At 57.4% G+C, this 22,802-nt stretch carries 23 protein-coding genes and 4 tRNA genes; 14 read left to right on the forward strand and 13 right to left on the reverse strand.

Annotated features, from left to right (window positions below):
- Positions 1–36: 36 nt before the first annotated feature.
- Positions 37–1,248, forward strand: a complete 1,212-nt coding sequence (locus AC3ZVB_RS08250; RefSeq protein WP_490146354.1) for a pyridoxal phosphate-dependent aminotransferase — start codon at positions 37–39, stop codon at positions 1,246–1,248.
- A 316-nt stretch (positions 1,249–1,564) separates the two neighbouring features.
- The gene (gene htpX / locus AC3ZVB_RS08255; RefSeq protein ID WP_162436348.1) at positions 1,565–2,452 is read left to right on the forward strand and encodes a protease HtpX; all 888 of its coding nucleotides are present in this window, start codon (positions 1,565–1,567) and stop codon (positions 2,450–2,452) included.
- An 87-nt stretch (positions 2,453–2,539) separates the two neighbouring features.
- On the opposite strand, the gene AC3ZVB_RS08260 is transcribed toward htpX, so the two are convergent.
- Positions 2,540–3,196 (reverse strand): thiopurine S-methyltransferase, encoded by a 657-nt coding sequence (locus tag AC3ZVB_RS08260; protein ID WP_490146280.1) that lies wholly within the window; start codon positions 3,194–3,196, stop codon positions 2,540–2,542.
- Positions 3,197–3,298: 102 nt separating this feature from the next.
- Here AC3ZVB_RS08260 and AC3ZVB_RS08265 point away from each other — a divergent pair, with 102 nt between their 5' ends.
- Complete coding sequence (locus AC3ZVB_RS08265; RefSeq protein ID WP_490146281.1) at positions 3,299–4,066, forward strand: DODA-type extradiol aromatic ring-opening family dioxygenase; 768 nt, start codon at positions 3,299–3,301, stop codon at positions 4,064–4,066.
- Positions 4,067–4,099: 33 nt separating this feature from the next.
- Here AC3ZVB_RS08265 and AC3ZVB_RS08270 read toward each other — a convergent pair whose 3' ends face one another.
- Positions 4,100–4,813, reverse strand: coding sequence for a UTRA domain-containing protein (locus tag AC3ZVB_RS08270; protein ID WP_162436351.1), 714 nt, complete (start codon positions 4,811–4,813; stop codon positions 4,100–4,102).
- 348 nt (positions 4,814–5,161) lie between these two features.
- On the opposite strand from AC3ZVB_RS08270, the gene AC3ZVB_RS08275 reads away from it, so the two are divergent.
- From AC3ZVB_RS08275 to AC3ZVB_RS08300, 6 genes are all read left to right on the forward strand, one after another.
- Positions 5,162–6,226: an ABC transporter substrate-binding protein gene (locus tag AC3ZVB_RS08275; protein WP_194692974.1), complete on the forward strand. Its 1,065-nt coding sequence runs from the start codon at positions 5,162–5,164 to the stop codon at positions 6,224–6,226.
- A 143-nt stretch (positions 6,227–6,369) separates the two neighbouring features.
- Positions 6,370–7,176 carry an alkaline phosphatase family protein gene (locus AC3ZVB_RS08280; RefSeq protein ID WP_162436353.1) on the forward strand — a complete coding sequence of 269 codons (807 nt, stop codon included), beginning with the start codon at positions 6,370–6,372 and terminating at the stop codon, positions 7,174–7,176.
- A gap of 5 nt (positions 7,177–7,181) precedes the next feature.
- The gene (locus tag AC3ZVB_RS08285) at positions 7,182–8,018 is read left to right on the forward strand and encodes an ABC transporter permease (RefSeq protein ID WP_162436441.1); all 837 of its coding nucleotides are present in this window, start codon (positions 7,182–7,184) and stop codon (positions 8,016–8,018) included.
- Positions 8,005–8,805 carry an ABC transporter permease gene (locus AC3ZVB_RS08290; RefSeq protein WP_162436354.1) on the forward strand — a complete coding sequence of 267 codons (801 nt, stop codon included), beginning with the start codon at positions 8,005–8,007 and terminating at the stop codon, positions 8,803–8,805. The genes AC3ZVB_RS08285 and AC3ZVB_RS08290 overlap by 14 nt, the downstream gene beginning before the upstream one ends.
- Positions 8,802–9,806, forward strand: a complete 1,005-nt coding sequence (locus AC3ZVB_RS08295) for an ABC transporter ATP-binding protein (protein WP_490146282.1) — start codon at positions 8,802–8,804, stop codon at positions 9,804–9,806. The genes AC3ZVB_RS08290 and AC3ZVB_RS08295 overlap by 4 nt, the downstream gene beginning before the upstream one ends.
- A gap of 34 nt (positions 9,807–9,840) precedes the next feature.
- Positions 9,841–10,494 carry an HAD family hydrolase gene (locus tag AC3ZVB_RS08300; RefSeq protein WP_162436356.1) on the forward strand — a complete coding sequence of 218 codons (654 nt, stop codon included), beginning with the start codon at positions 9,841–9,843 and terminating at the stop codon, positions 10,492–10,494.
- A 122-nt stretch (positions 10,495–10,616) separates the two neighbouring features.
- Here the strand turns inward: AC3ZVB_RS08300 and AC3ZVB_RS08305 are convergent, their stop codons facing one another.
- Positions 10,617–11,579, reverse strand: coding sequence for a zinc-binding dehydrogenase (locus AC3ZVB_RS08305; RefSeq protein ID WP_490146283.1), 963 nt, complete (start codon positions 11,577–11,579; stop codon positions 10,617–10,619).
- 140 nt (positions 11,580–11,719) lie between these two features.
- Here AC3ZVB_RS08305 and AC3ZVB_RS08310 point away from each other — a divergent pair, with 140 nt between their 5' ends.
- Both AC3ZVB_RS08310 and AC3ZVB_RS08315 read left to right on the forward strand, forming a co-directional pair.
- Entirely contained in the window at positions 11,720–13,801 is a 2,082-nt protein-coding gene (locus AC3ZVB_RS08310; RefSeq protein ID WP_178114274.1) for a carboxy terminal-processing peptidase, read from the forward strand.
- Between the two features lie 131 nt (positions 13,802–13,932).
- Positions 13,933–15,717: a bifunctional diguanylate cyclase/phosphodiesterase gene (locus AC3ZVB_RS08315; protein WP_162436359.1), complete on the forward strand. Its 1,785-nt coding sequence runs from the start codon at positions 13,933–13,935 to the stop codon at positions 15,715–15,717.
- Positions 15,718–15,724: 7 nt separating this feature from the next.
- On the opposite strand, the gene AC3ZVB_RS08320 is transcribed toward AC3ZVB_RS08315, so the two are convergent.
- The 9 genes from AC3ZVB_RS08320 to AC3ZVB_RS08360 all read right to left on the reverse strand — a co-directional run bounded on the left by AC3ZVB_RS08320 (position 15,725) and on the right by AC3ZVB_RS08360 (position 19,263).
- A complete protein-coding gene (locus AC3ZVB_RS08320; protein ID WP_162436360.1) occupies positions 15,725–16,144 on the reverse strand; it encodes a tetratricopeptide repeat protein in 420 nt (139 codons plus the stop codon).
- The gene (locus AC3ZVB_RS08325; protein WP_003223109.1) at positions 16,145–16,516 is read right to left on the reverse strand and encodes a hypothetical protein; all 372 of its coding nucleotides are present in this window, start codon (positions 16,514–16,516) and stop codon (positions 16,145–16,147) included. It abuts the gene before it with no gap.
- Positions 16,513–16,854, reverse strand: a complete 342-nt coding sequence (locus AC3ZVB_RS08330) for a helix-turn-helix domain-containing protein (RefSeq protein ID WP_162436361.1) — start codon at positions 16,852–16,854, stop codon at positions 16,513–16,515. Before AC3ZVB_RS08330 ends, AC3ZVB_RS08325 begins: the two co-directional genes overlap by 4 nt.
- 114 nt (positions 16,855–16,968) lie before the next feature.
- Entirely contained in the window at positions 16,969–17,424 is a 456-nt protein-coding gene (locus AC3ZVB_RS08335; RefSeq protein ID WP_162436362.1) for a YkvA family protein, read from the reverse strand.
- A 292-nt stretch (positions 17,425–17,716) separates the two neighbouring features.
- The gene (bamJ, locus tag AC3ZVB_RS08340; RefSeq protein WP_162436363.1) at positions 17,717–18,433 is read right to left on the reverse strand and encodes a BamJ family beta-barrel-assembly machinery protein; all 717 of its coding nucleotides are present in this window, start codon (positions 18,431–18,433) and stop codon (positions 17,717–17,719) included.
- A gap of 297 nt (positions 18,434–18,730) precedes the next feature.
- A tRNA-Asp gene (locus AC3ZVB_RS08345) sits at positions 18,731–18,807 on the reverse strand.
- Between the two features lie 19 nt (positions 18,808–18,826).
- Positions 18,827–18,902: transfer RNA gene (locus tag AC3ZVB_RS08350), tRNA-Val, on the reverse strand.
- 189 nt (positions 18,903–19,091) lie between these two features.
- Positions 19,092–19,168 (reverse strand) — tRNA-Asp (locus tag AC3ZVB_RS08355).
- Positions 19,169–19,187: 19 nt separating this feature from the next.
- Positions 19,188–19,263, reverse strand: a tRNA-Val gene (locus tag AC3ZVB_RS08360).
- A gap of 160 nt (positions 19,264–19,423) precedes the next feature.
- On the opposite strand from AC3ZVB_RS08360, the gene rdgC reads away from it, so the two are divergent.
- From rdgC to sugE, 3 genes are all read left to right on the forward strand, one after another.
- On the forward strand, positions 19,424–20,344 hold the full coding sequence (gene rdgC / locus AC3ZVB_RS08365) for a recombination-associated protein RdgC (RefSeq protein ID WP_045061665.1): 921 nt from the start codon (positions 19,424–19,426) through the stop codon (positions 20,342–20,344).
- Between the two features lie 177 nt (positions 20,345–20,521).
- A complete protein-coding gene (locus tag AC3ZVB_RS08370) occupies positions 20,522–21,487 on the forward strand; it encodes a bile acid:sodium symporter family protein (RefSeq protein WP_490146284.1) in 966 nt (321 codons plus the stop codon).
- 119 nt (positions 21,488–21,606) lie between these two features.
- The gene (sugE, locus tag AC3ZVB_RS08375) at positions 21,607–21,921 is read left to right on the forward strand and encodes a quaternary ammonium compound efflux SMR transporter SugE (RefSeq protein ID WP_162436365.1); all 315 of its coding nucleotides are present in this window, start codon (positions 21,607–21,609) and stop codon (positions 21,919–21,921) included.
- A 77-nt stretch (positions 21,922–21,998) separates the two neighbouring features.
- Here sugE and AC3ZVB_RS08380 read toward each other — a convergent pair whose 3' ends face one another.
- Entirely contained in the window at positions 21,999–22,760 is a 762-nt protein-coding gene (locus AC3ZVB_RS08380; RefSeq protein WP_208525847.1) for an iron-containing redox enzyme family protein, read from the reverse strand.
- Positions 22,761–22,802 lie beyond the last annotated feature (42 nt).

Raw genomic sequence — 22,802 nt, forward strand, 5'->3', positions numbered from 1 at the left:
GCCGCCTGGATCGTTCATTTTCGGGAACACATCGCCATGCAGGTCAGCAAATCGAACAAGCTCGCCAACGTCTGTTATGACATTCGCGGCCCAGTGCTCAAGCACGCCAAACGCCTGGAAGAGGAAGGCCATCGCATCCTCAAGCTGAACATCGGCAACCCGGCGCCTTTTGGTTTCGAAGCGCCGGACGAAATTCTTCAGGACGTGATCCGCAACTTGCCGACCGCCCAGGGCTACAGTGACTCCAAAGGGCTGTTCAGCGCGCGCAAGGCCGTCATGCAGTACTACCAGCAAAAGCAGGTGGAAGGCGTCGGTTTAGAAGACATCTACCTGGGTAACGGCGTTTCCGAGCTGATCGTCATGTCGATGCAGGCTCTGTTGAACAACGGCGACGAAGTGCTGGTGCCGGCTCCGGATTACCCACTCTGGACCGCTGCGGTGAGCCTCTCCGGCGGTAACCCGGTGCATTACCTGTGTGACGAGCAAGCCAACTGGTGGCCGGATCTGGCTGACATCAAGGCCAAGATCACGCCTAACACAAAGGCGCTCGTGATCATCAACCCGAACAACCCGACGGGTGCGGTGTACTCCAGGGAAGTGCTGCTGGGGATGCTGGAGCTGGCTCGCCAGCACAACCTGGTGGTTTTTTCCGACGAGATCTACGACAAGATTCTGTACGACGATGCCGTGCACATCTGCACCGCGTCCCTGGCGCCAGACCTGCTGTGCCTTACCTTCAACGGTTTGTCCAAATCCTACCGGGTAGCCGGCTTCCGTTCTGGCTGGATCGCCATTTCGGGTCCGAAACAACACGCCCAGAGCTACATCGAAGGCATCGACATGCTGGCCAATATGCGCCTGTGCGCCAACGTGCCGAGCCAACATGCGATCCAGACGGCTCTCGGGGGTTATCAGAGCATCAACGACCTGGTATTGCCGCAAGGACGGCTTCTGGAACAGCGCAATCGTACCTGGGAGCTGCTCAACGACATCCCAGGCGTCAGCTGCGTCAAGCCGATGGGCGCGCTGTACGCGTTTCCGCGGATCGACCCGAAAGTGTGCCCGATCCACAACGATGAAAAGTTCGTCCTCGACCTGCTGCTGTCGGAAAAACTGCTGGTGGTTCAAGGCACAGCCTTCAACTGGCCATGGCCTGATCATTTCCGTGTGGTGACACTGCCGCGAGTTGATGACCTGGACATGGCCATCGGCCGCATCGGCAACTTCCTCAAGTCTTATCGCCAGTAATGGGACTTCACCGTGCGATGCTGGTCGAGATCGCACGGTGATCAATTCAGCAACATATCTTTGCTTCCCGCCCTGCGCCGGTATCTACTTCGCTGACTGACGTCCGATTTCGGGCTCGCGTCTAATAACGACGGGGCCGCGACATGCAAAATGACGGACAACCACTTCCCCTGTCGTCCTCGGAAATGTCCTGCAAGCAGCTACTCTTTTGCTGTAGGACACAGTTTGAAATAGTCACCCGGTTGAATAGCCCGGTGCAGCACCTTATATACCCCGCAGTACGCTACATCTTTAGCTTGAGGAGATTTCTACAACCATGATGCGCATCCTGCTGTTCTTGGCCACTAACCTGGCGGTCGTGCTGATTGCCAGCATCACCCTGAGCCTTTTCGGCTTTAACGGGTTCATGGCGGCCAATGGGGTTGATCTCAACCTCAATCAGCTGCTGATTTTCTGTGCGGTCTTTGGTTTCGCCGGCTCGTTGTTCTCGCTGTTCATCTCCAAGTGGATGGCGAAGATGAGCACCAGCACCCAAATCATCACCCAGCCGCGCACACGTCACGAGCAATGGCTGCTGCAAACCGTTGAGCAACTGTCCCGCGAGGCCGGCATCAAGATGCCCGAAGTCGGTATTTTCCCGGCTTACGAGGCAAACGCCTTTGCCACTGGCTGGAACAAGAACGACGCACTGGTCGCGGTCAGCCAGGGTTTGCTCGAGCGCTTTTCGCCCGATGAAGTCAAGGCGGTGCTGGCCCACGAAATCGGTCACGTGGCCAACGGTGACATGGTCACGCTGGCGCTGATCCAGGGCGTGGTAAACACCTTCGTGATGTTCTTTGCACGGATCATTGGCAACTTCGTCGACAAAGTGATTTTCAAGAACGAAGAAGGCCAGGGCATTGCCTACTACATCGCGACCATCTTTGCTGAACTGGTCCTGGGCATTCTGGCCAGCTCCATCGTCATGTGGTTCTCGCGCAAACGTGAATTCCGTGCCGATGAAGCCGGTGCCCGCCTGGCCGGTACCGCCGCGATGATTGGTGCCCTGCAGCGCCTGCGTGCCGAGCAAGGGTTGCCGGTACACATGCCCGACACACTGAACGCCTTCGGCATCAACGGTGGCATCAAACAAGGGTTCGCTCGCATGTTCATGAGCCACCCGCCGCTGGAAGAGCGTATCGACGCATTGCGTCGTCGGGGCTGAAAGGCTTCGCAATACGCGCAATAAAAGAAAAGGCCCGCAGCGATGCGGGCCTTTTTTTGTCTGGCTGATAGGTGTGTTGTTCACACCCTAACGGCTGGAAATCCTGTAAACACGTTCTTCAAGCCGCGTAACACCTGCCTCCAGAAACCTCCCGCTCTCGCTCAGTACATCCTGGTCTTCCAGAATTTTCAGCGCCCAGAAATTCCCGAACAATTGCTGCACTTCATCATCCAGCACAGCAAATGGCGGTCCGTCCATCTGTGCCTGATCGTAATCCAGAGAGATCAGCAGGCCCATGGAATCTTTGGGCAAAATCCGGTTCAGGTGCGCAGCGTATTGCTGACGCATCGGCGGCGGCAAGGCAATCAAGGCAGCTCGGTCGTACAGTGCGGTGCAATCGGCAACATCGCCTGCCGTCAGCTCGAAGAAGTCACCACACCACAGCTCTATCGAGCCAGCGCGATAGACTTTGAACGGCCCCTGTTCACTGACGTTCGGGTCGAAATGATGCTCGTCGAAGAAATCCTCTACCGCTTTTTCCGACAGTTCGATACCGAGGACCTCATGACCTTGGTGAGCAAGCCACAACAAATCCAGACTTTTCCCACACAACGGCACCAGCACGCGCGCGCCATCTTCCACACCCAGTTGTGGCCAGAACCGTTGCAGATAGGGATTAACCTCGGGCAAATGGAAGCCGATCTGATTCGCCTGCCACCGCTTGTGCCAAAAATCCGGCTGCATAAATAATCCTGATTATTCGATCAAAAGACCCTAAAACTTATATTAGATTTAGATCGATGATCTGACTGAAGATGGCCCATCTTAACTCTCAGGAGCTCATCCATGTTCCCCAGCCTCTATATATCCCATGGTTCTCCCATGTTGGCGTTGGAACCAGGCGCTAGCGGCCCGGCCCTGGCGCGGCTTGCCGCTGAGATGCCAAGGCCAAAAGCCATCGTGATTGTATCGGCGCATTGGGAAAGCAACGAGTTGCTGGTGGGTGGCGCTGCTCAGCCTGAGACCTGGCATGACTTCGGCGGCTTCCCCAAGGCCTTGTTCGAAGTGCAATATCCGGCTCCCGGGGATCCGCAACTGGCGCAAGAGGTCGCCCAATTACTGGTGTCCCATAGCCTCCCCGCACGCATCGATGCTGAGCGGCCATTCGACCATGGCGTCTGGGTACCACTGTCGTTGATGTACCCACAGGCGGATATTCCGGTGATCCAGGTCTCGTTACCCACCCGTGGCGGCCCCGCCCTGCAAACCCGAGTCGGTCACGCCCTCTCCAGCCTGCGCGAACACGGCGTGCTGCTGATTGGATCAGGCAGCATTACCCATAACTTGCGTGAGCTGGACTGGCATGCCGGTCCGGACAGTGTCGAGCCGTGGGCCAGGGCTTTTCGTGACTGGATGATCGAGAAGCTCGAGACGAACGATGAAACCGCGCTGCACGACTATCGCCAGCAAGCGCCAAATGCTGCGCGCAACCATCCGAGTGATGAACATTTGTTACCGCTGTTCTTCGCCCGCGGCGCCGGCGGTGACTTCAGCGTGAGCCATAAAGGTTTCACCATGGGCGCCCTGGGCATGGACATTTATCGCTTCGGGTAAGACTTGAAGGACGCAGCAAGGAGGCTGCCCCATTTAAACCACATCGACGCCGACATGAATCGCGTCATGCCGCCAGAACTCCAGGTCACAATCGATCAGCCGCCCATGCTGGTCATAGTTGACCCTGGCAATGCGCAAGCCCGGACTGCCCACCGACACCCTTAAGGCAGCCGCCGCATCCACCGACAACGCTGTCGGCACGATCTCGAAGCGTACCCGGCCGTAGTGCAGGTCGTAATGACGCGCGTAGAGCTCAGTAATTGACTGGTTCAGATCGAAATCAAGAATCCCCGGAAAGAACTGCGGGTTCAAATAGTGTTCGACATACAGCACCAGACGCTCATCAATTCGTCGCGCCCGGCAAATCTGAATCACGCTCGACAGCGCCGGCAACTGTAACCAGGCACAGACCGCCGCAGAGGCCGGCTGCAGCCTTGCAGAAATCACTTCGGTTGACGGCACTCGCCCTTGGGCACTCACCATCGCGTGAAAATGACTGCGCTGCATCAGGTTATAGGCCAGCCGCGGAGGCGAGACGAACCAGCCCCGGCGCTCTTCCCGATAGATCTGGCCTTGAGCCTCCAGCTGCAACAACGCTTCACGCACAGTGATTCGCGTAGTCCCGAACAGCTCACTGAGCTTGCGCTCGGCCGGTAGCTTGCTGCCTTGCGCCAGCAACCCATGATCGAGTTGATCCTGAAGCACCTGGCCGATGGCTGTCACCGCCTTTGTTGTCTCGATGCGCATCAACGTTACCTATCTGGACTAGACCAGCACTGTCTCGGGGCAGAACCACGATCAAATCGGCTCATTATTTTCCTGACAAGCCTAGGCACTGCAGATGACTGGCAGATGACAAAGCCGCCGAACGGTTGGATCAGCGGCGTGCAAAATCATGGCCAAGTCCTTTCATATCAGCCCTTTAGCCATGGTCTACGCTTATCTCGCACCCAGAGTATTACCTCGCACCAAAATCAGGCCGCTGGCTCGTCGACATCAAAATGTCATCCAGGACGCCTAGATTGGCTCAGGTATTGCTGACCTAGACCAACATAACCGCAATCGCAGCGTTGAAAACGCCCAAAGGAGCTTCGGATGAAAAAGCTTTTCCTGGCATCACTGTTAGGCTCGACCATTGCCATGTGCACCGCTGCCATGGCAGCTGATGATTTGAAAACCCTGGAAGCCGCAGCGAAAGCGGAAGGTGCGGTCAATAGCGTAGGCATGCCCGACAACTGGGCAAACTGGAAAGGCACTTGGGATGACCTGGCCAAAAACTACGGACTGAAACACATCGACACCGACATGAGCTCGGCGCAGGAAATTGCCAAGTTTGCTGCGGAAAAAGACAACGCCAGCGCGGATATCGGCGACGTCGGTGCTGCCTTCGGCCCTATCGCCGTGAAGCAAGGTGTAGTGCAACCCTACAAGCCAAGTACTTGGGATCAGGTTCCGGATTGGGCCAAGGACAAAGACGGTAACTGGGCATTGGCCTACACCGGCACCATTGCTTTTATCGTCAACAAGAAGCTGCTGCATGGTTCTGAGGCACCGACCAAGTGGGCCGACCTCAAGACGGGCAAATACAAAGTATCCATCGGTGACGTGAGTACCGCTGCCCAGGCTGCCAACGGTGTTCTGGCCGCAGCACTGGCCAACGGTGGTGATGAAAAAAATATCCAGCCTGCCCTGTTGCTGTTCTCGGACATCGCCAAGCAAGGTCGTTTGTCGATGGCCAACCCGACGATTGCCACCATGGAAAAGGGTGAAGTCGAAGTGGGCGTGGTCTGGGATTTCAACGGCTTGAGCTACAAGGCCAAGATGGCCAACCCGGATGACTACATCGTGTTGATTCCGTCGGATGGCTCGGTCATTTCCGGCTACACCACCATCATCAACAAGTACGCCAAGAATCCGAACGCCGCCAAGCTGACCCGCGAATACATCTTCAGCGATGCGGGCCAGATCAACCTGGCCCGCGGCAACGCCCGTCCGATCCGCGCCGAGCACGTGAAACTGCCTGACGACGTCAAAGCCCAGCTGCTGCCAAACGAGCAGTACAAAGGCGTGACACCAATCAAGGACGCGGATGCCTGGGAGAAGACCTCCAAAGGCTTGCCGCAGAAGTGGCAGGAAGAAGTCATTATCAATATGCAGTAATCCTGCATCTGCAGGAGCAAAGCTTGCTCGCGATGCAGCCAACACGGTCTGCAACTCGGTCTGTTTGATGACCAAAGTGATGCCATCGCGGGCAAGCCTTGCTGCTACAGGTTTTCGACGAAACCACAGGAGCTTCGCCCCCTATGAAGCACAACGTCATCCTTGTCGTGCTTGACGGCCTCAACTATGAAGTCGCACGCCATGCGATGGGGCACCTGCAGGCCTATGTCGGCGCGGGACGCGCAGCGCTCTACAAGCTGGAGTGCGAATTGCCAGCCCTGTCCCGACCACTTTACGAATGCATCCTGACCGGCGTTACCCCGATCGACAGTGGCATCGTCCACAACAACGTTTCGCGCCTGTCCAATCAGCGCAGCATCTATCACTACGCCACCGACGCGGGTCTTAAAACCGCCGCCGCGGCGTATCACTGGGTCAGCGAGCTCTATAACCGCTCGCCCTTCGTGGCCGCACGGGACCGTCACACTGACGACGCCGATCTGCCGATCCAGCACGGTCACTTCTACTGGAGCGATCATTATCCGGATTCGCACCTGTTCGCAGACGCCGAAAACCTGCGCCTGCGTCATGCGCCAAACTTCCTTCTGGTGCACCCCATGAACATTGATGACGCCGGGCACAAACACGGCCTCGACACCCCGCAATACCGAAACAGCGCTCGCTCCGCCGACATCATCCTGGCTGATTACCTGCAAGGCTGGCTCGATGCCGATTACCAGGTGCTGGTGACCGCCGACCACGGCATGAACAACGACCGATCCCACAATGGCCTGCTGCCGCAAGAGCGTGAAGTGCCACTGTTCGTCCTCGGTGATGCCTTCAGTTTGAATGCCGACGCCACGCCTAAACAGACGGACATCTGCGGCACTGTTTGCGAACTGCTCGGCGTAGCCCACGACAAACCTGTTTGCCGGGAGCTGTTCAAGTGAACGCCATGACCCGCGGCAAATGGTTGGCAGCGTTGTGCCTTATCCCTTTCGCCTTGTTCTTTATCGTCTTTCAGATCGCCCCGCTGTTCTGGGTGATGATCAACAGCCTGCAGTCGGAAGAGTTCGGTTGGGGCCTGGCCAACTTCACAAAAATCTTCAATTCGAAGTTTTATTTACAAGCGATCCAGTACAGCCTCGAGATCAGTTTCTGGTCCAGCGTATTCGGCATCATCATCGCGGTGCTCGGGGCCTATTCCCTGCGTCGGGTCGATTCGAAACTGCGCAACTTCGTGAATGCCTTTGCCAACATGACCAGCAACTTTGCCGGTGTGCCCCTGGCCTTTGCTTTCATCATCCTGCTCGGTTTCAACGGCAGCTTCACCATCATGCTGAAACAAGCAGGGATCATTCAGGATTTCAACCTGTACTCGAAAACCGGGCTGATCATCCTTTACACCTACTTCCAGATTCCGCTGGGGGTGTTGCTGCTGTACCCGGCGTTTGATGCCCTGCGCGAAGACTGGCGAGAATCCGCCGCGTTGCTCGGCGCCAACGGTTGGCAATTCTGGCGCCACATCGGTTTGCCGGTGCTGACCCCCGCGCTACTCGGCACCTTCGTCATCCTGTTGGCTAACGCGCTCGGCGCCTACGCCACGGTGTATGCACTGACGACCGGCAACTTCAACGTGCTGCCGATCCGCATCGCGGCAATGGTTTCCGGCGACATTTCCCTCGACCCGAACATGGCCAGTGCGTTGGCCGTCGTGCTCGTCGCGTTGATGACCCTGGTGACCATCGTGCATCAGCTGCTGTTGAAGAGGAGCTACCATGTCTCGCGCTGAATTGGGGCCCGTCGGTGTCTATCACCGCGTCGTGGTGTACCTGTTGTTTGCCATTCTGCTGCTGCCGCTGCTCGGAACGCTGATCTACTCGATCGCCAGCAGTTGGTCGGCAACGATTTTGCCCAGCGGTTTCACGTTCAAATGGTATGTGCAACTGTGGAGCGACCCACGATTCCTGAATGCGTTCGGGCAGTCGCTGCTGGTGTGCGTCGGGGCGTTGATTCTGTCGGTGGTACTGATTCTGCCGCTGCTGTTCGTGGTGCATTACCACTTCCCGAAGCTCGACGCGCTGATGAACATTCTGATCCTGCTGCCCTTTGCGGTGCCGCCTGTGGTGTCCTCGGTAGGACTGTTGCAGCTCTACGGTTCCGGACCGTTCGCCATGGTCGGTACGCCGTGGATTCTGATTGGCTGTTACTTCACCGTGGCATTGCCTTTCATGTACCGCGCGATCACCAACAACCTGCAAGCGATCAATCTGCGCGACTTGATGGACGCGGCCCAACTGCTGGGCGCCAGCACATGGCAAGCCGCTTTTCTGGTGGTGCTGCCGAATTTGCGTAAAGGGCTGATGGTAGCGCTGCTGCTGTCGTTCTCATTCCTGTTCGGTGAGTTCGTGTTTGCCAACATCCTCGTCGGCACCCGCTATGAAACCCTGCAGGTTTACCTCAACAACATGCGTAACAGCAGCGGCCACTTCACCAGTGCGCTGGTAATTTCCTACTTTTTCTTCGTGCTGGTTCTGACCTGGGCGGCCAACATTTTGAACAGGGACAAAAGCGAATGAGCTATGTGAGCGTCCAACATCTTCAGAAAAGCTACCCCTCATTAAAGCAAGCCGGCACCCCAGTGTTCAGCGACATCAACTGCGAGATCCACAAAGGTGAATTCGTCACCCTCCTCGGCCCTTCCGGCTGCGGCAAGTCCACGTTGCTGCGCTGCATTGCGGGACTGACCTCGGTCGATGGCGGCAAGATCTTTCTCGATGGCCAGGATCTTGTGCCGTTGAGCCCGCAAAAGCGCGGGATCGGCATGGTATTCCAGAGTTATGCGCTGTTTCCGAACATGACTGTCGAGCAAAACGTGGCGTTCGGTTTGCGCATGCAGAAAGTCAATTCCGATGACAGCCACAAGCGGGTGGCCGAAGTGCTCAAGCTGGTGGAGCTCAACGAATTCGCCGCGCGCTATCCGCATCAGCTGTCCGGCGGACAGTGCCAGCGTGTCGCCCTCGCCCGATCCCTCGTTACACGGCCACGCCTGTTGTTGCTGGATGAACCGTTATCAGCCCTGGATGCGCGGATCCGCAAACACCTGCGCGAACAGATCCGTCAGATTCAGCGTGAGCTCGGCTTGACCACCATTTTTGTCACACACGATCAGGAAGAAGCACTGACGATGTCTGACCGCATTTTCCTGATGAATCAGGGAAAAATCGTACAAAGCGGCGACGCCGAAACGCTGTATACCGCCCCGGTCGATGCCTTCGCCGCCGGCTTCATCGGCAACTACAACCTGCTGGATGCCGACAATGCTTCGAAGCTGCTGCAACGGCCGGTGACCGGACGCATCGCGATTCGCCCGGAAGCCATCGAGCTGAGCCTCAACGGCGAACTCGATGCGCAGGTTAGAAGCCATAGCCTGTTGGGTAACGTGATTCGCTACCGGGTTGAAGCCCGGGGCGTGGAACTGGTGGTCGATGTGCTGAACCGCTCGGCGGCCGATCTGCATCCCGACGGTCAGCGCCTGGCGCTTTCCATCGATCCGACGGCCCTGTGTGAGGTAGCCTGATGCCTTTGCTGACGTTGAAGAGAGAACTGCACTGATGGCCCTGGCAATTTTTGATCTGGACGAAACCCTGATCCATGGCGACTGCGCCACCCTCTGGAGCGAGCAAATGGGCCGCCTGGGATGGGTCGATCCCGAGTCGTTCATGCGTCAGAACAACGAACTGATGGACGCCTACAGTCACGGGAAATTACGGATGGAGGACTACATGACCTTCAGCCTGGAACCCATGATCGGGCGTACACCTGAAGAGATCGATCATTTGGTCGGGCCGTGGGTGGAAGACTTTATCGAGCCGATCATCTTCAGTGACGCCACCAAAACCATCGCCGCCCATCGCAAGGCTGGCGACCGGATTCTGGTGATCTCGGCCTCGGGCACGCACCTGGTCAGACCGATTGCCGATCGCCTGGGCATCGACGAGATACTTGGCATCGAGCTGGAAGTGGTACACGGGGTGTACAGCGGCCAAACCGTCGGCACCCTGACCTACCGCGAAGGCAAAATCACGCGCTTGCTGGAATGGCTGGATGCAGAGGAAGAAAATCTCGAAGGCGCGAGTTTCTATTCGGACTCACGCAACGATTTGCCGTTGCTGCTGAAGGTAGATTTCCCACACGTTGTGAATCCGGACCCGGTACTGCTCGAACATGCCGAGAAGGCTGGCTGGCCAATCCATAACTGGAAGTAACCGAGATCCCCTGTGGGAGCGTGGCTTGCCCGCGATGAACGATAACGCGGTTTGCCTGACACACCGCGCCGCCTGAATCGCGGGCAAGCCACGCTCCCACAAGGATTGCGCCGGACCAGGCTTCACGCCAGACTTTCGTCGATGACCAACACCAGCTTCCCCGCCACCTTATTGGTCGCCAATTCGGCAAACGCCGCTTCGGCATCCCTGATCTTGAACGTCTTCGCCAGCTGCGGGCTCAACCGACCTTCGGCGAATAGCGGCCAGACATGCTGGCTGAGATCACTGAACAGATCAGCCTTGAACTGATCGTCCCGGGCACGCAAGGTCGAACCCAGTAATTGCACGCGCTTGGCCAGCACCTGCGCCAGATCAAGCTTCGCCTCGCGGCCACCCATCAAGCCGATCAGCACCCAACGACCATCCCGGGCCAGCAGCTTGAGGTTCAGCGCGGCATAGTTGCCCCCGACCGGATCAAGAATCACGTCGAACGGCCCCAGGTCATTCAAACTGTCCAGTTCCCCCGTGCGTACGACGCCGCCCTGCGCACCCAGCGCTTCGCAGTAAGCCAAGCGCTCGGCAGAACCGACGCTGACCCAACACGGATTACCAAACGCCTTGCAAAGCTGAATAGCGGCTGAACCGATTCCACTTGCGCCGGCGTGCAGCAGAACTTTCTCACCGGGTTTTAGCCCGGCCAGCTGAAACAAATTCAGCCAAACGGTCGCATAGACTTCGGGCAACGCTGCGGCTTCGACCAGGGACAGACCTTCAGGAACCGGCAGCACATGCCGTCCGTCGACTACCACCTCCTCGGCCATGCCACCCCCGGCCAGCAAGGCGCAAACGCGATCTCCCACCTGCCAGGACGAGCCCGGGCCCACCTCGCTGATCACTCCGGAACACTCCAGACCCAGCACCTGACTGGCTCCCGGTGGTGGCGGATACAGACCCGCCTTCTGCAACAAATCGGCGCGATTGAGGCCCGCTGCCGCCACTCGGATGCGAACTTGTCCTACATCACACGTAGGACTCGGCTCATGCGCCCACTCCACTTGACCTTCAACGCCTTGCAATGCTTTCACAGTGCCTCCATAGTGAGTCTGGACTGAGCCCGTAGCTGTAGCGTCGGGCTTTCTTGCATTATGTGACCGGCCCTTTGTGGAACCGGCGACTTCAAAGACGGCCTAATATGCGTGATCAATTGTCCCCGCGTCGAATCAGCATGAAGCATCTGTTCCCCAGCACCGCCCTAGCCCTATTTATCGGGATCGGCTTGATGCCGATGTCGAGCAATACATTCGCAGCCAACAGCTGGGACAAGCTTCAGCCAGATCGTGACGAAGTGATCGCGAGCCTGAACGTTGTCGAATTGCTCAAGCGCCATCACTACAGCAAGCCGCCGCTCGATGACGCGCGCTCGGTGATTATCTACGACAGCTACCTCAAGCTGCTGGATCCGTCGCGCAGCTACTTCATGGCCAGCGACATCGCCGAATTCGACAAGTGGAAAACACAATTCGACGACTTCCTGAAAAGCGGCGACCTCAACGCCGGGTTCACCATCTACAAGCGCTACCTGGACCGCGTCAAATCGCGTCTGGACTTCGCCCTTGCCGAGTTGAACAAGGGCGTCGACAAGATCGACTTCAATACCAAGGAAACCTTGCTGATCGATCGCAAGGATGCGCCTTGGCTCAAATCCACCGCAGAGCTCGACGACCTGTGGCGCAAACGCGTCAAGGACGAAGTATTGCGGCAGAAGATCGCGGGCAAGGACTCCAAGCAGATTCAGGAGACCCTGACCAAGCGCTACAAGAATCAACTGGCCCGACTTGACCAGACCCGCGCGGAAGACATCTTCCAGGCGTACATCAATACCTTCGCCATGTCCTACGACCCGCACACCAACTATCTGTCGCCAGATAATGCGGAGAACTTCGATATCAACATGAGTCTGTCCCTTGAGGGCATCGGCGCCGTGTTGCAGAGCGACAACGACCAGGTGAAAGTCGTGCGTCTGGTGCCAGCAGGCCCTGCCGACAAAACCAAAATGGTCGCGCCGGCCGACAAGATCATCGGCGTTGCCCAAGGCAACAAAGAGATAGTTGACGTGGTTGGCTGGCGTCTGGATGAAGTGGTCAAGCTGATCCGCGGTCCGAAGGGCACTATCGTGCGCCTGGAAGTGATCCCGGCCAGCAATGCGCCAAACGACCAGACCAGCAAGATTGTCCCGATTACTCGCGAAGCGGTGAAACTTGAAGACCAGGCGGTCAAGAAGTCGGTCCTCAACCTCAAGCAGGATGGCAAGGACTACAAGCTCGGCGTCATCGAGATCCCGGCCTTCTATCTGGACTTCAAGGCCTTCCGTGCCGGCGATCCTGACTACAAGAGCACCACTCGCGACGTCAAGAAGCTGCTGACCGAGTTGCAGAAAGAGAAGGTCGACGGCGTGGTCATCGACTTGCGCAACAACGGCGGCGGTTCCCTGCAGGAAGCCACCGAGCTGACGAGTCTGTTTATCGACAAAGGTCCGACCGTTCTCGTGCGTAACGCCGATGGCCGCGTCGATGTGCTGGAAGATGAAAACCCGGGCGCGTTCTACAAAGGCCCGATGGCGCTGTTGGTCAACCGTTTGTCTGCTTCGGCTTCGGAGATTTTTGCCGGCGCCATGCAGGACTACCATCGCGCGCTGATCATTGGCGGCCAGACGTTCGGCAAAGGCACGGTACAGACCATTCAGCCTCTGAATCACGGCGAGTTGAAATTGACCCTGGCCAAGTTCTATCGGGTTTCCGGCCAGAGCACCCAGCATCAGGGCGTACTGCCGGACATCGATTACCCGTCGATCATCGACACCAAGGAAATCGGCGAAAGCGCGCTGCCTGAAGCCATGCCATGGGACACCATCAAGGCCGCCATCAAGCCTGCGGTTGACCCCTTCAAACCTTACATTACGCAGCTCAAGTCCGAGCATGACGTGCGTACGGCCAAGGATGCTGAATTTGTCTTCATCCGCGACAAGCTGGCTCTGGCCCAGAAGCTGATGGAAGAAAAAACCGTCAGCCTGAACGAAGCCGAGCGTCGTGCGCAACATGCGGACATCGAAGCCAAACAGCTGGTGATGGAGAATATCCGTCGCAAGGCCAAAGGCGAAGAACCGCTCAAAGAGCTGAAGAAAGAAGACGAAGACGCCATTGCGGCTGAGCCGGACAAGACCAAACCGGAAGACGATGCTTACCTGAGCGAGACGGGTCGTATTCTTTTGGACTACCTGAAGCTCAACACGGCGGTGGCCAAGCACTAAGATGATGGCAATTTAACGGCGACGCTCTACGGAGCGTCATCAAACAGTCATCATTCTGTCGTGAAATAAAGGACCGGGCGGGCTCTGTACCAAGAGCCCGCCCGGTCCTTTTTTTATCGCCAGAGATTGCCATGACCACGACAGAACAGCTGACCGCACTGAGCTCAATACTGACTCAAGGCGGGTTACACAGCCTGTTCCAGCCGATCATCTCGCTCTCGGAACGACGCATCATCGGCTACGAAGCCCTCAGCCGTGGCCCCTCCAACAGTCCGCTGCACTCCCCGATCGCACTGTTCGCCGTTGCCCGCCAGGCCGCTCGCCTGAGTGAACTGGAAATGGCCTGCCGCAAAAGTGCTTGCCGTCGTTTCAACGAACAGCAACTGCCCGGCAAACTATTCCTGAACGTCTCGCCGGAATCCTTGCTCGAAGCCGCCCACCAGCCCGGACGGACGTTACAGCTGCTGGAGGATTTCGGGATTGCCCCCAGCCAGGTAGTGATTGAACTCACTGAACAAACCCCGACCGATGATTTTCAGCTGCTGCAAACCGCGCTCCATCACTACCGTGCAATGGGGTTTTCCATTGCGCTGGACGATTTGGGAGCGGGTTATTCGAGCTTGCGGCTCTGGTCGGAATTGCGACCGGATTACGTGAAGATCGACCGACATTTCATCGATGGTATCCATCAGGATGCGCTCAAACGTGAGTTCGTCGGTTCGATCCTGCAAATCGCCAAGGCCTCACGTGCCCAGGTTATTGCCGAAGGGATTGAGCTACCGGAAGAGCTGGCGGTGCTCACCGAAATGGGCGTTGATCTGGTGCAGGGGTATTTGCTCTGCCGTCCTCAAGAACATCCCCCACGGGAAGCCCGAAATCTGATGCCCAGGCACGACAGCAATGCATTGGTGCTGAGTGAAGAAGGCAGTGACCTGAGCGCCCTGCTCAATGATCAGGCGGCCGTGCCCCGGGAAACGCCGACCGCTACCGTACTGGAAGCGTTTCGTCGCCAGGCCAACCTGAACTCCCTGGCGGTGCTGGACGAGCGAGGCCAGCCTTGCGGCATCGTCCATCGGCATTCGCTGTCGGACGTGCTCCTCAAGCCGTTCGCCACCGATCTTTTTGCCCGCAAGCCGATCAGCCGCTTGATGAGTGACGATTTTCTCGCGGTCGAGATGAGCCAATCCTTGCAGCAGGTCAGTCGCCTCATCACCAGCCGTGCGCGGCAGCGAATCGAAGAGGACTTCATCATCACCCTCAACGGCGAATACCTGGGACTGGGACGGGTGATCGATGTGCTCAAGCTGATTACCGAACTGAAGATCCAGCAGGCCCGCTACGCCAATCCTCTTACACTGTTACCGGGGAACGTGCCGATCCAGCAATGCCTGACACGCCTGCTGCAACAGAAACGGGAATCGGTGATCTGCTACGTCGATATCGACAGCTTCAAACCGTTCAACGACATTTACGGCTACGGGCGTGGCGACGAAGTACTGCTGTGCCTGGCGCAATGCCTGAATGATCGCGTCGACCCATCCCGCGACTTTGTCGGGCATATCGGCGGTGACGACTTCCTGCTGGTGCTCGGGCCGGAGGACTGGCGCAAGCGTTTGAACCAGTTGCTGGACGATTTCCAGAGTCAGTGCCGCCGCTTTTACCGTAGCGAACACCTGGAAGCCGGTTGTTTCATCGGCCCGAACCGTCAGGGTTTACGCCAGGAGTTCGCATTGCTGTCACTGTCGATTGGCGTGGTGCATTTGTACCCAGAGGCTTGCGAGCAACTCGATGCCAGCCAGTTGGCCGAGATGGCATCGCAAGCCAAGCATCACGCGAAAAATGTGCCGGGGTATAGCTTGCATGTGATTGATAGCCTGGCGGTGCCGGTTGAGGATGCGCGCGTAGGCCAGCGCTGAGTTCAGCTCAGATCGAGGGTGGAACCCCGGAGTCGCGGGACGCCAGCTCTTTTAGCTTCATCTCTGCCAACGGATGCCCCGCCTTTGCCGCCAGGTTCCACCATCGTGCCGCCTCGACTGGATCTGGCGCCTTGCCCAGCGTTCCGGCCAGACTGATCACACCCACCTGATACGCCGCCTTGCCATCGCCCGCCAGCGCTGCCAGGCGCAACAATCTCACACCTTCTTCACGAGCCCCAAGGCCCACACCACGGAACGTCAGAATGTGGCCATAGAAGCTCTGAGCGCCAACGTCGCCGAGATTGGCCATGCGCGCAAACTGGCCTTCAAGCCAGCTCCAGCCTCGAGGTTGGCGAACAAACCATGACCAGTGAAACAACCGACGGGCCAGCCAATATCCGGCCCGCGCCTTGAGTTTTAAAAACACTCAGGCTTCCGCCGATTCGGGGTATTCGTATTCGAACACACGAACCACTTCTGACGCGTGCCAAGACGCAGCGGCGACACCATCGGACGGTCCGGAAAAACGTCCCAGTCGTTCCACACATTCGAAAAAACCGGTACGGGGCAGGCGGCTGGCGCCCTGGCTGATCACCAGCGAACTGCGCAAAGGCTGTTCGGCCTTGGCGTCCAGCGCGGCCAGATGCTCAAGAGCAGCCGTCAGGGTTTGCATGGCCGGCGTGGGTAGCTGCAATCGCTCCAGCAACGCGCGGTAAGTCAGCAGATGTCGCTGTCGGCGTGCCTGATCCAGTTCACCCAACAATCCGTCCCAATGTTGACGACTGATGCGTACGCTCACGATTCATCCCTCCAACCTGGCACCGTCAATTCCCAGGCCAGGCTTCGGCGAATCGCCGCGTCGGGTAGACGCTCGCCACTTTCGATCAAGGCCAGATAAGACGGACTGATGCCTACCGTGCGGGCCAGCGCCTCAATGGCGATGCCCTTTCCTTCGCGCAAACTGCGTAGTTGATCCAGACCGGGAAGAATCTGGTCTGGCGTTGTCGCGGGACGCTCCGGAGCGACTCGCTTTGGTTGTTGATCAATGCCTGCTGCTTTCAATAAAGCCTGATACTGAGCCCATGGTACAACCGCATACTCGGGCTCGCCTTCGCGTGTGATTATCTGAATATCCATGACTTCCCCGTAGGACAACGACACTTAGCGAGTCGGCACTTTTCCCTAGAAGTGTAATCCTAACAGCGGCCAAGGTCGCGGGGGGTTTGAATATAAGGATGAACTTGAATCGGCTCAGGTTTTCTTCGGACCTTGCAGTTGAAGTTGTTCAGGGTTATCCGGAAGCCGCTCGACTACAGCAAGTTTTTCCGGCAATTGACGCTTGCGCCACGCGCGGAAGGCATTGAGCTCGTCATCGAGGACTTTCATTAACCAGGCCAGCACAGCAATGTCATCGAGCATGCCGAAAACCGGTATGAAATCGGGAATCGCATCCACCGGACTGAGGAAATACATCAACCCCGCCACCACCGAAATCAATGCTTTCGGGCTGATGGCACGGTACTCCCCGCGCCAGTAGGCCAGACAGAGTGCCTGCAACAGGCGGAGATCGTCTTTGAGCTTGCCGAGCCGGTTGCCTTGGCTCGCGCCTTTACTGGCGACAGCGAACAACAAGGTCGGCAAACGCCCTCGTGCGAGCAAACGCCCGGCCAGTGGCAGGAAACGAGCAAAATTCCAGGGTGCTTTCATCATTCCTCCCGCTGAAATGTTATCCACACAAATTGTGGATAACCTTGTGAACAGAGCTGCATTTCACGGCTGAGAGCCCCGTTTTATAAGGGCTGAACTCAGATCGGGCGTTTTTTACTCACATAAAAAAACCCAATATTTCATTGACTTGGCGAGTTCGCGCGGCTAGCGCGTACGCCCTTACAGCCTATGACTTCAGCCTACAGCATCCGTTCGCTTTGTTTACCCTTGCCAAATGCCAGATGCAACAACGCCCCGCATGAGCGAGGCGTTGTTTCAAGGCAGACGCAAATTACTTGGCAGCGTCTTCTTGCTTGGCTGGATCCTTGATCGCCAGCAGTTCCAGGTCGAATACCAGCACCGAATTGGCTGGAATCGCCGGGCTTGGGCTTTGCGCGCCGTATGCCAGTTCGCTAGGGATGTACAGTTTGTACTTCTCGCCAACATGCATCAGCTGCAGACCTTCAACCCAGCCTGGAATCACACCGCTAACCGGCAGATCGATCGGGCTGCCACGCTCGACGGAGCTGTCGAAAACGGTGCCGTTAGTCAGGGTACCGGTGTAGTGAACGGTCACTACGTCGGTCGGCTTAGGCTGTGCGCCATCGGCCTTCTTGACCACTTCGTACTGCAGACCCGAAGCGGTGGTGGTTACGCCGGCTTTCTTGGCATTGTCTTCGAGGAATTTCTTGCCAGCGGCTGCCGACTCTTCGCTCATCTTGGCCATGCGCTCTTCAGCACGCTTTTGCAGTGCGGCAAAAGCTTCGACCAGTTCGTCATCCTTCAGCTTTTGCTCTTTCTTGCCGACGGCATCTTCGATGCCTTGAGCTACGGCTTTGGAATCCAGATCATCCATGCCTTCCTGAGCCAGGCTTTTGCCCATGTTCAGGCCAATCCCGTAGGAAGCTTTTTGCGCCGGGGTTTTCAGCTCTACGCTGGTTTGCGAGTCACAACCCGCAAGTACCAGGCTAACCAGGGCCACCGCCGCCGCCAACCGATGCTGTTTCATGCTATTTCCTTGTTCATGCGCCTAAAGGGCAATCGAGTAAAGCCGCGAGCTTATCAGGCGGCCACGACCAATGGCTACCGGCATGAGAGCAGGAAACATCTGATAAGTTCAGGTGTTTTAACGCATTTCGGGATTCTGAGGATGAAGCTTCTGTCATCTGCTTCCGATAGAAGCGGATGACACACGCTGAGGTATTAAAGTTGGCGGTTGAAATGCCATATTCCGGACGAAAAAAAGCCCGCTTTAAGCGGGCTTTTCCGTGGTGACCTGGCGTTCAGCGTTCCAGGTTACCGAATATGGCGCAGCGGACGGGACTCGAACCCGCGACCCCCGGCGTGACAGGCCGGTATTCTAACCGACTGAACTACCGCTGCGCGTAACACTGAATGCGAATGGTGGGTGATGACGGGATCGAACCGCCGACATTCTGCTTGTAAGGCAGACGCTCTCCCAGCTGAGCTAATCACCCTTTACCTTCGTTGCGGGGCGCATTATGCCACAGATTTTCATAATGTGTTGATTTAATTGAAATATTTTTCAAATAAAATCTGAAAACCTGAAACTTCACACACCCTGCAGGAACTACGGACAGAAAAAAACCCGCGTAAGCGGGCTTTTCCGTGGTGACCTGGCGTTCAGCGTTCCAGGTTACCGAATATGGCGCAGCGGACGGGACTCGAACCCGCGACCCCCGGCGTGACAGGCCGGTATTCTAACCGACTGAACTACCGCTGCGCGTAACACTGAATGCGAATGGTGGGTGATGACGGGATCGAACCGCCGACATTCTGCTTGTAAGGCAGACGCTCTCCCAGCTGAGCTAATCACCCTTCACGTTCGGTGTGGCGCGCATTCTACGGAGCGACCCAACCTCTGGCAAGCACTTTTTTAAATAATTTTTGCAGGCCTTCCAAAGGCTTAGGGAAGGGTTGGCCTATGGCGCCGCGAAGAGAATAATGCCCCCCTTTGTATAAAGGAGAGACTCACACCATGTGGTTCAAAAACCTGCTTATCTATCGCCTGACCCAAGATCTGCCTTTTGATGCCGAGGCGTTGGAAACTGCACTGGCCACTAAACAGGCGCGTCCATGTGCAAGCCAGGAGTTGACCACCTACGGTTTCGTCGCGCCGTTCGGCAAGGGCGAAGATGCCCCTCTGGTTCACGTCAGTGGAGACTTCCTGCTGATCTCGGCTCGCAAGGAAGAACGCATTCTTCCGGGCAGCGTCGTTCGTGACGCGGTGAAGGAAAAAGTCGAAGAGATCGAAGCCGAGCAAATGCGCAAGGTCTATAAGAAGGAACGCGATCAGATCAAGGATGAAATCATCCAGGCCTTCCTGCCGCGCGCCTTTATCCGTCGCTCGTCGACCTTCGCGGCCATCGCACCGAAACAGGGTCTGATCCTGGTGAATTCGGCCAGCCCGAAACGCGCCGAAGACCTGCTGTCCACCCTGCGTGAAGTGATCGGCACACTGCCAGTGCGTCCGCTGACCGTTAAAATGTCGCCGACCGCGACCATGACCGAATGGGTCACCACCCAGAAAGCTGCGGACGATTTCTTCGTCCTGGACGAATGCGAGCTGCGTGATACCCACGAAGATGGCGGCATCGTGCGCTGCAAGCGTCAGGACCTGACCAGCGAAGAAATCCAGCTCCACCTGAGCACCGGTAAAGTAGTCACTCAGCTGTCGCTGGCATGGCAAGACAAACTGTCTTTCGTCCTTGACGACAAGATGGTGGTCAAGCGCCTGAAGTTCGAAGACCTGCTGCAGGATCAGGCGGAACAGGACGGTGGCGAAGAAGCCCTCGGCCAACTGGACGCCAGTTTCACCCTGATGATGCTGACCTTCGGTGATTTCCTTCCAGCGCTGGTGGAAGCGCTGGGTGGGGAAGAGACTCCGCAGGGCATCTAATCCCTGCCGGGCGCCGACCCTGATGGGCGGCGCCAATCAGCCAATAAAGAGATCGCCGCCTTCGGCAGCCCCTGCAGTGTGGAATTCATTCCCCGCAGGAGCCGCCGAACGCTGCGATCTTTTTACAGGCAACGTATGCTTAGGTCCCTAACGCTTTCATACAATAAGGATCAGGCCATGCGTGCACTGGCTGCATTGAGCCGCTTTGTCGGCAACACCTTCGCCTACTGGGTTTTGATTTTCGCCGTCGTGGCGTTCCTGCAACCCGCGTGGTTCATCGGCCTCAAGGGCGCCATCGTGCCACTGCTGGGCCTGGTGATGTTCGGCATGGGGCTGACGCTCAAGCTGGAAGATTTTGCGGAAGTCGCACGCCATCCCTGGCGTGTAGCGTTGGGCGTCGTCGCCCATTTCGTGATCATGCCCGGTGTGGCGTGGTTGCTCTGCCAGGCGTTCCACTTACCCCCGGAAATTGCCGTCGGCGTGATCCTGGTCGGTTGCTGCCCAAGCGGCACCTCGTCGAACGTGATGACCTGGCTCGCGCGTGGCGACCTGGCGTTGTCAGTCGCCATCGCGGCTGTCACCACCCTCCTCGCTCCGCTGCTGACACCCGCACTGATCTGGCTGTTGGCTTCGGCCTGGTTGCCGGTGTCCTTCATGGAGCTGTTCTGGTCGATCCTGCAAGTGGTGCTGTTACCGATCGTGCTTGGGGTAGCGGCCCAACGCGTGCTCGGTCACCGGGTGCGCCACGCCGTGGAAGTGCTGCCTTTGATCTCCGTGGTGAGCATCGTGATCATAGTTACGGCAGTGGTGGCGGCCAGTCAGGCAAAAATCGCCGAATCGGGCCTGTTGATCATGGCCGTCGTCATGTTGCACAACAGCTTTGGCTATCTGCTGGGCTATTTCACTGGCCGCCTGTTCAAGCTGCCATTGGCCCAGCGTAAATCGCTGGCACTGGAAGTGGGTATGCAAAACTCAGGTCTGGGTGCGGCGCTGGCCAGTGCGCACTTCTCGCCTCTGGCGGCGGTGCCGAGCGCCTTGTTCAGCGTGTGGCACAACATCTCCGGGGCACTGCTCTCGACCTGGTTCCGCCGAATGAGTGAAAAAGAGGACCGGGAAACAGCCACTCAGCAGGCAATCGACTGATCTGAAAACTTGATCCCCGGGTTAATGATGGGCACTCTATGGCGCAACGCGAGGACGACCTCGCGGCTCGATCGAGTCATTAATCTGGGGACGACCCCGTCAATCGATGGAGGTCTTCAATGTCCTGGATCATTCTGTTTTTCGCCGGTCTGTTCGAAGTCGGCTGGGCTGTTGGCCTGAAATACACCGATGGCTTCAGTCGCCCTCTCCCCACCGCTCTAACCATTACCGCGATGGCCATCAGCCTGGGCCTGCTGGGCCTGGCCATGAAGGAATTGCCGCTGGGCACCGCCTACGCCATCTGGACAGGCGTGGGTGCGGTCGGAACCGTCATCGCCGGGATCATTCTGTTTGGTGAGTCCATGGCGCTATTCAGACTCGCCAGTGTCGCACTGATCATTGCCGGCCTCGTTGGCCTCAAGATCAGCGCCTGAATTCGCTGCCGGAACCAAAAAAGCCCGCCCTCCCTGAACAGGAGGTGCGGGCTTTTTCATTGCTGCGTAATAACGACTCAGCTTTCAGCGAAAGCCATGCGCTCACGCGGGACTTGAGCCTTTTCAGCGTGTTCCAACTGCATGCAACGCTCCAGGAAGAGGTACATGTAGTCGTAACTTTTACAAACGGCCTGGCGCAACTCTACCTGCAACGCTTTGCTCGGATTCATCCCCGCTAATGTGCAGATGATTTCCAGCGCTTCCCAGGGATGCGCATCATCATATTGCGCGTGCATCTTCAGCCACTTCATTGCCCGCTTGCGATCTTCCTCGGGGAACGATGCTGCGTAGATGCCATTGGAGCAAACCACCGCGGACCACTCCCCCGTTGCGCCCTCAATGGCGTAGTTGGTCGCGGCAATGGCGACGATCAGCGAGTCCGACGAACTGGTGTGCCAGCACCAATGGCTGAGGGCGTGAAGTTCTGGCGCAACAGGCTGCGCTTGCAGATCTTCCAGGCTGACACCATGAGCCCGACTCCAGTGCACCCAATAGTCGGCGTGATTGAGTTCAACGCGAATATTGCGCATCAACCAGCGACGCGCCATGTCTTCTCCGGGATGACGGGCGAAACGGGTCTTGGTCAAGTTCTGCGCCATATACAACGCAAACTGTTCAACCACCGGCCAGCCACCAATAAGGTAATGGCGCATGGTCTTTGCACTGAGCTTGTTATCGCGCAGCCGTTGATACAGCTCATGTTCGACGACCCTGCGTTTGCTCTCGCTGCAATCATGGATCAGGCGTTGGGCCCAGTCAGGATAACTTGCAGCTTCCATGAGTGGGCCGGTTCGAATAAATGTGTCGATCACTGTCGAGCT

This window comes from Pseudomonas sp. MDV22-iso1 (genome assembly GCF_058145095.1).

Bases quoted from the DNA above. Each gene is read 5' to 3' on its own strand.
- AC3ZVB_RS08315 (WP_162436359.1), top strand. From the start codon at position 13,933: ATGACCACGACAGAACAGCTGACCGCACTGAGCTCAATACTGACTCAA.
- AC3ZVB_RS08285 (WP_162436441.1), top strand. From the start codon at position 7,182: ATGACCCGCGGCAAATGGTTGGCAGCGTTGTGCCTTATCCCTTTCGCC.
- AC3ZVB_RS08295 (WP_490146282.1), top strand. From the start codon at position 8,802: ATGAGCTATGTGAGCGTCCAACATCTTCAGAAAAGCTACCCCTCATTA.
- AC3ZVB_RS08370 (WP_490146284.1), top strand. From the start codon at position 20,522: ATGCGTGCACTGGCTGCATTGAGCCGCTTTGTCGGCAACACCTTCGCC.
- AC3ZVB_RS08335 (WP_162436362.1), bottom strand. From the start codon at position 17,424: ATGAAAGCACCCTGGAATTTTGCTCGTTTCCTGCCACTGGCCGGGCGT.
- AC3ZVB_RS08250 (WP_490146354.1), top strand. From the start codon at position 37: ATGCAGGTCAGCAAATCGAACAAGCTCGCCAACGTCTGTTATGACATT.
- bamJ (WP_162436363.1), bottom strand. From the start codon at position 18,433: ATGAAACAGCATCGGTTGGCGGCGGCGGTGGCCCTGGTTAGCCTGGTA.
- AC3ZVB_RS08380 (WP_208525847.1), bottom strand. From the start codon at position 22,760: ATGGAAGCTGCAAGTTATCCTGACTGGGCCCAACGCCTGATCCATGAT.
- htpX (WP_162436348.1), top strand. From the start codon at position 1,565: ATGATGCGCATCCTGCTGTTCTTGGCCACTAACCTGGCGGTCGTGCTG.
- AC3ZVB_RS08260 (WP_490146280.1), bottom strand. From the start codon at position 3,196: ATGCAGCCGGATTTTTGGCACAAGCGGTGGCAGGCGAATCAGATCGGC.
- AC3ZVB_RS08300 (WP_162436356.1), top strand. From the start codon at position 9,841: ATGGCCCTGGCAATTTTTGATCTGGACGAAACCCTGATCCATGGCGAC.
- rdgC (WP_045061665.1), top strand. From the start codon at position 19,424: ATGTGGTTCAAAAACCTGCTTATCTATCGCCTGACCCAAGATCTGCCT.
- sugE (WP_162436365.1), top strand. From the start codon at position 21,607: ATGTCCTGGATCATTCTGTTTTTCGCCGGTCTGTTCGAAGTCGGCTGG.
- AC3ZVB_RS08290 (WP_162436354.1), top strand. From the start codon at position 8,005: ATGTCTCGCGCTGAATTGGGGCCCGTCGGTGTCTATCACCGCGTCGTG.
- AC3ZVB_RS08275 (WP_194692974.1), top strand. From the start codon at position 5,162: ATGAAAAAGCTTTTCCTGGCATCACTGTTAGGCTCGACCATTGCCATG.
- AC3ZVB_RS08265 (WP_490146281.1), top strand. From the start codon at position 3,299: ATGTTCCCCAGCCTCTATATATCCCATGGTTCTCCCATGTTGGCGTTG.
- AC3ZVB_RS08310 (WP_178114274.1), top strand. From the start codon at position 11,720: ATGAAGCATCTGTTCCCCAGCACCGCCCTAGCCCTATTTATCGGGATC.
- AC3ZVB_RS08280 (WP_162436353.1), top strand. From the start codon at position 6,370: ATGAAGCACAACGTCATCCTTGTCGTGCTTGACGGCCTCAACTATGAA.
- AC3ZVB_RS08270 (WP_162436351.1), bottom strand. From the start codon at position 4,813: ATGCGCATCGAGACAACAAAGGCGGTGACAGCCATCGGCCAGGTGCTT.
- AC3ZVB_RS08330 (WP_162436361.1), bottom strand. From the start codon at position 16,854: ATGGATATTCAGATAATCACACGCGAAGGCGAGCCCGAGTATGCGGTT.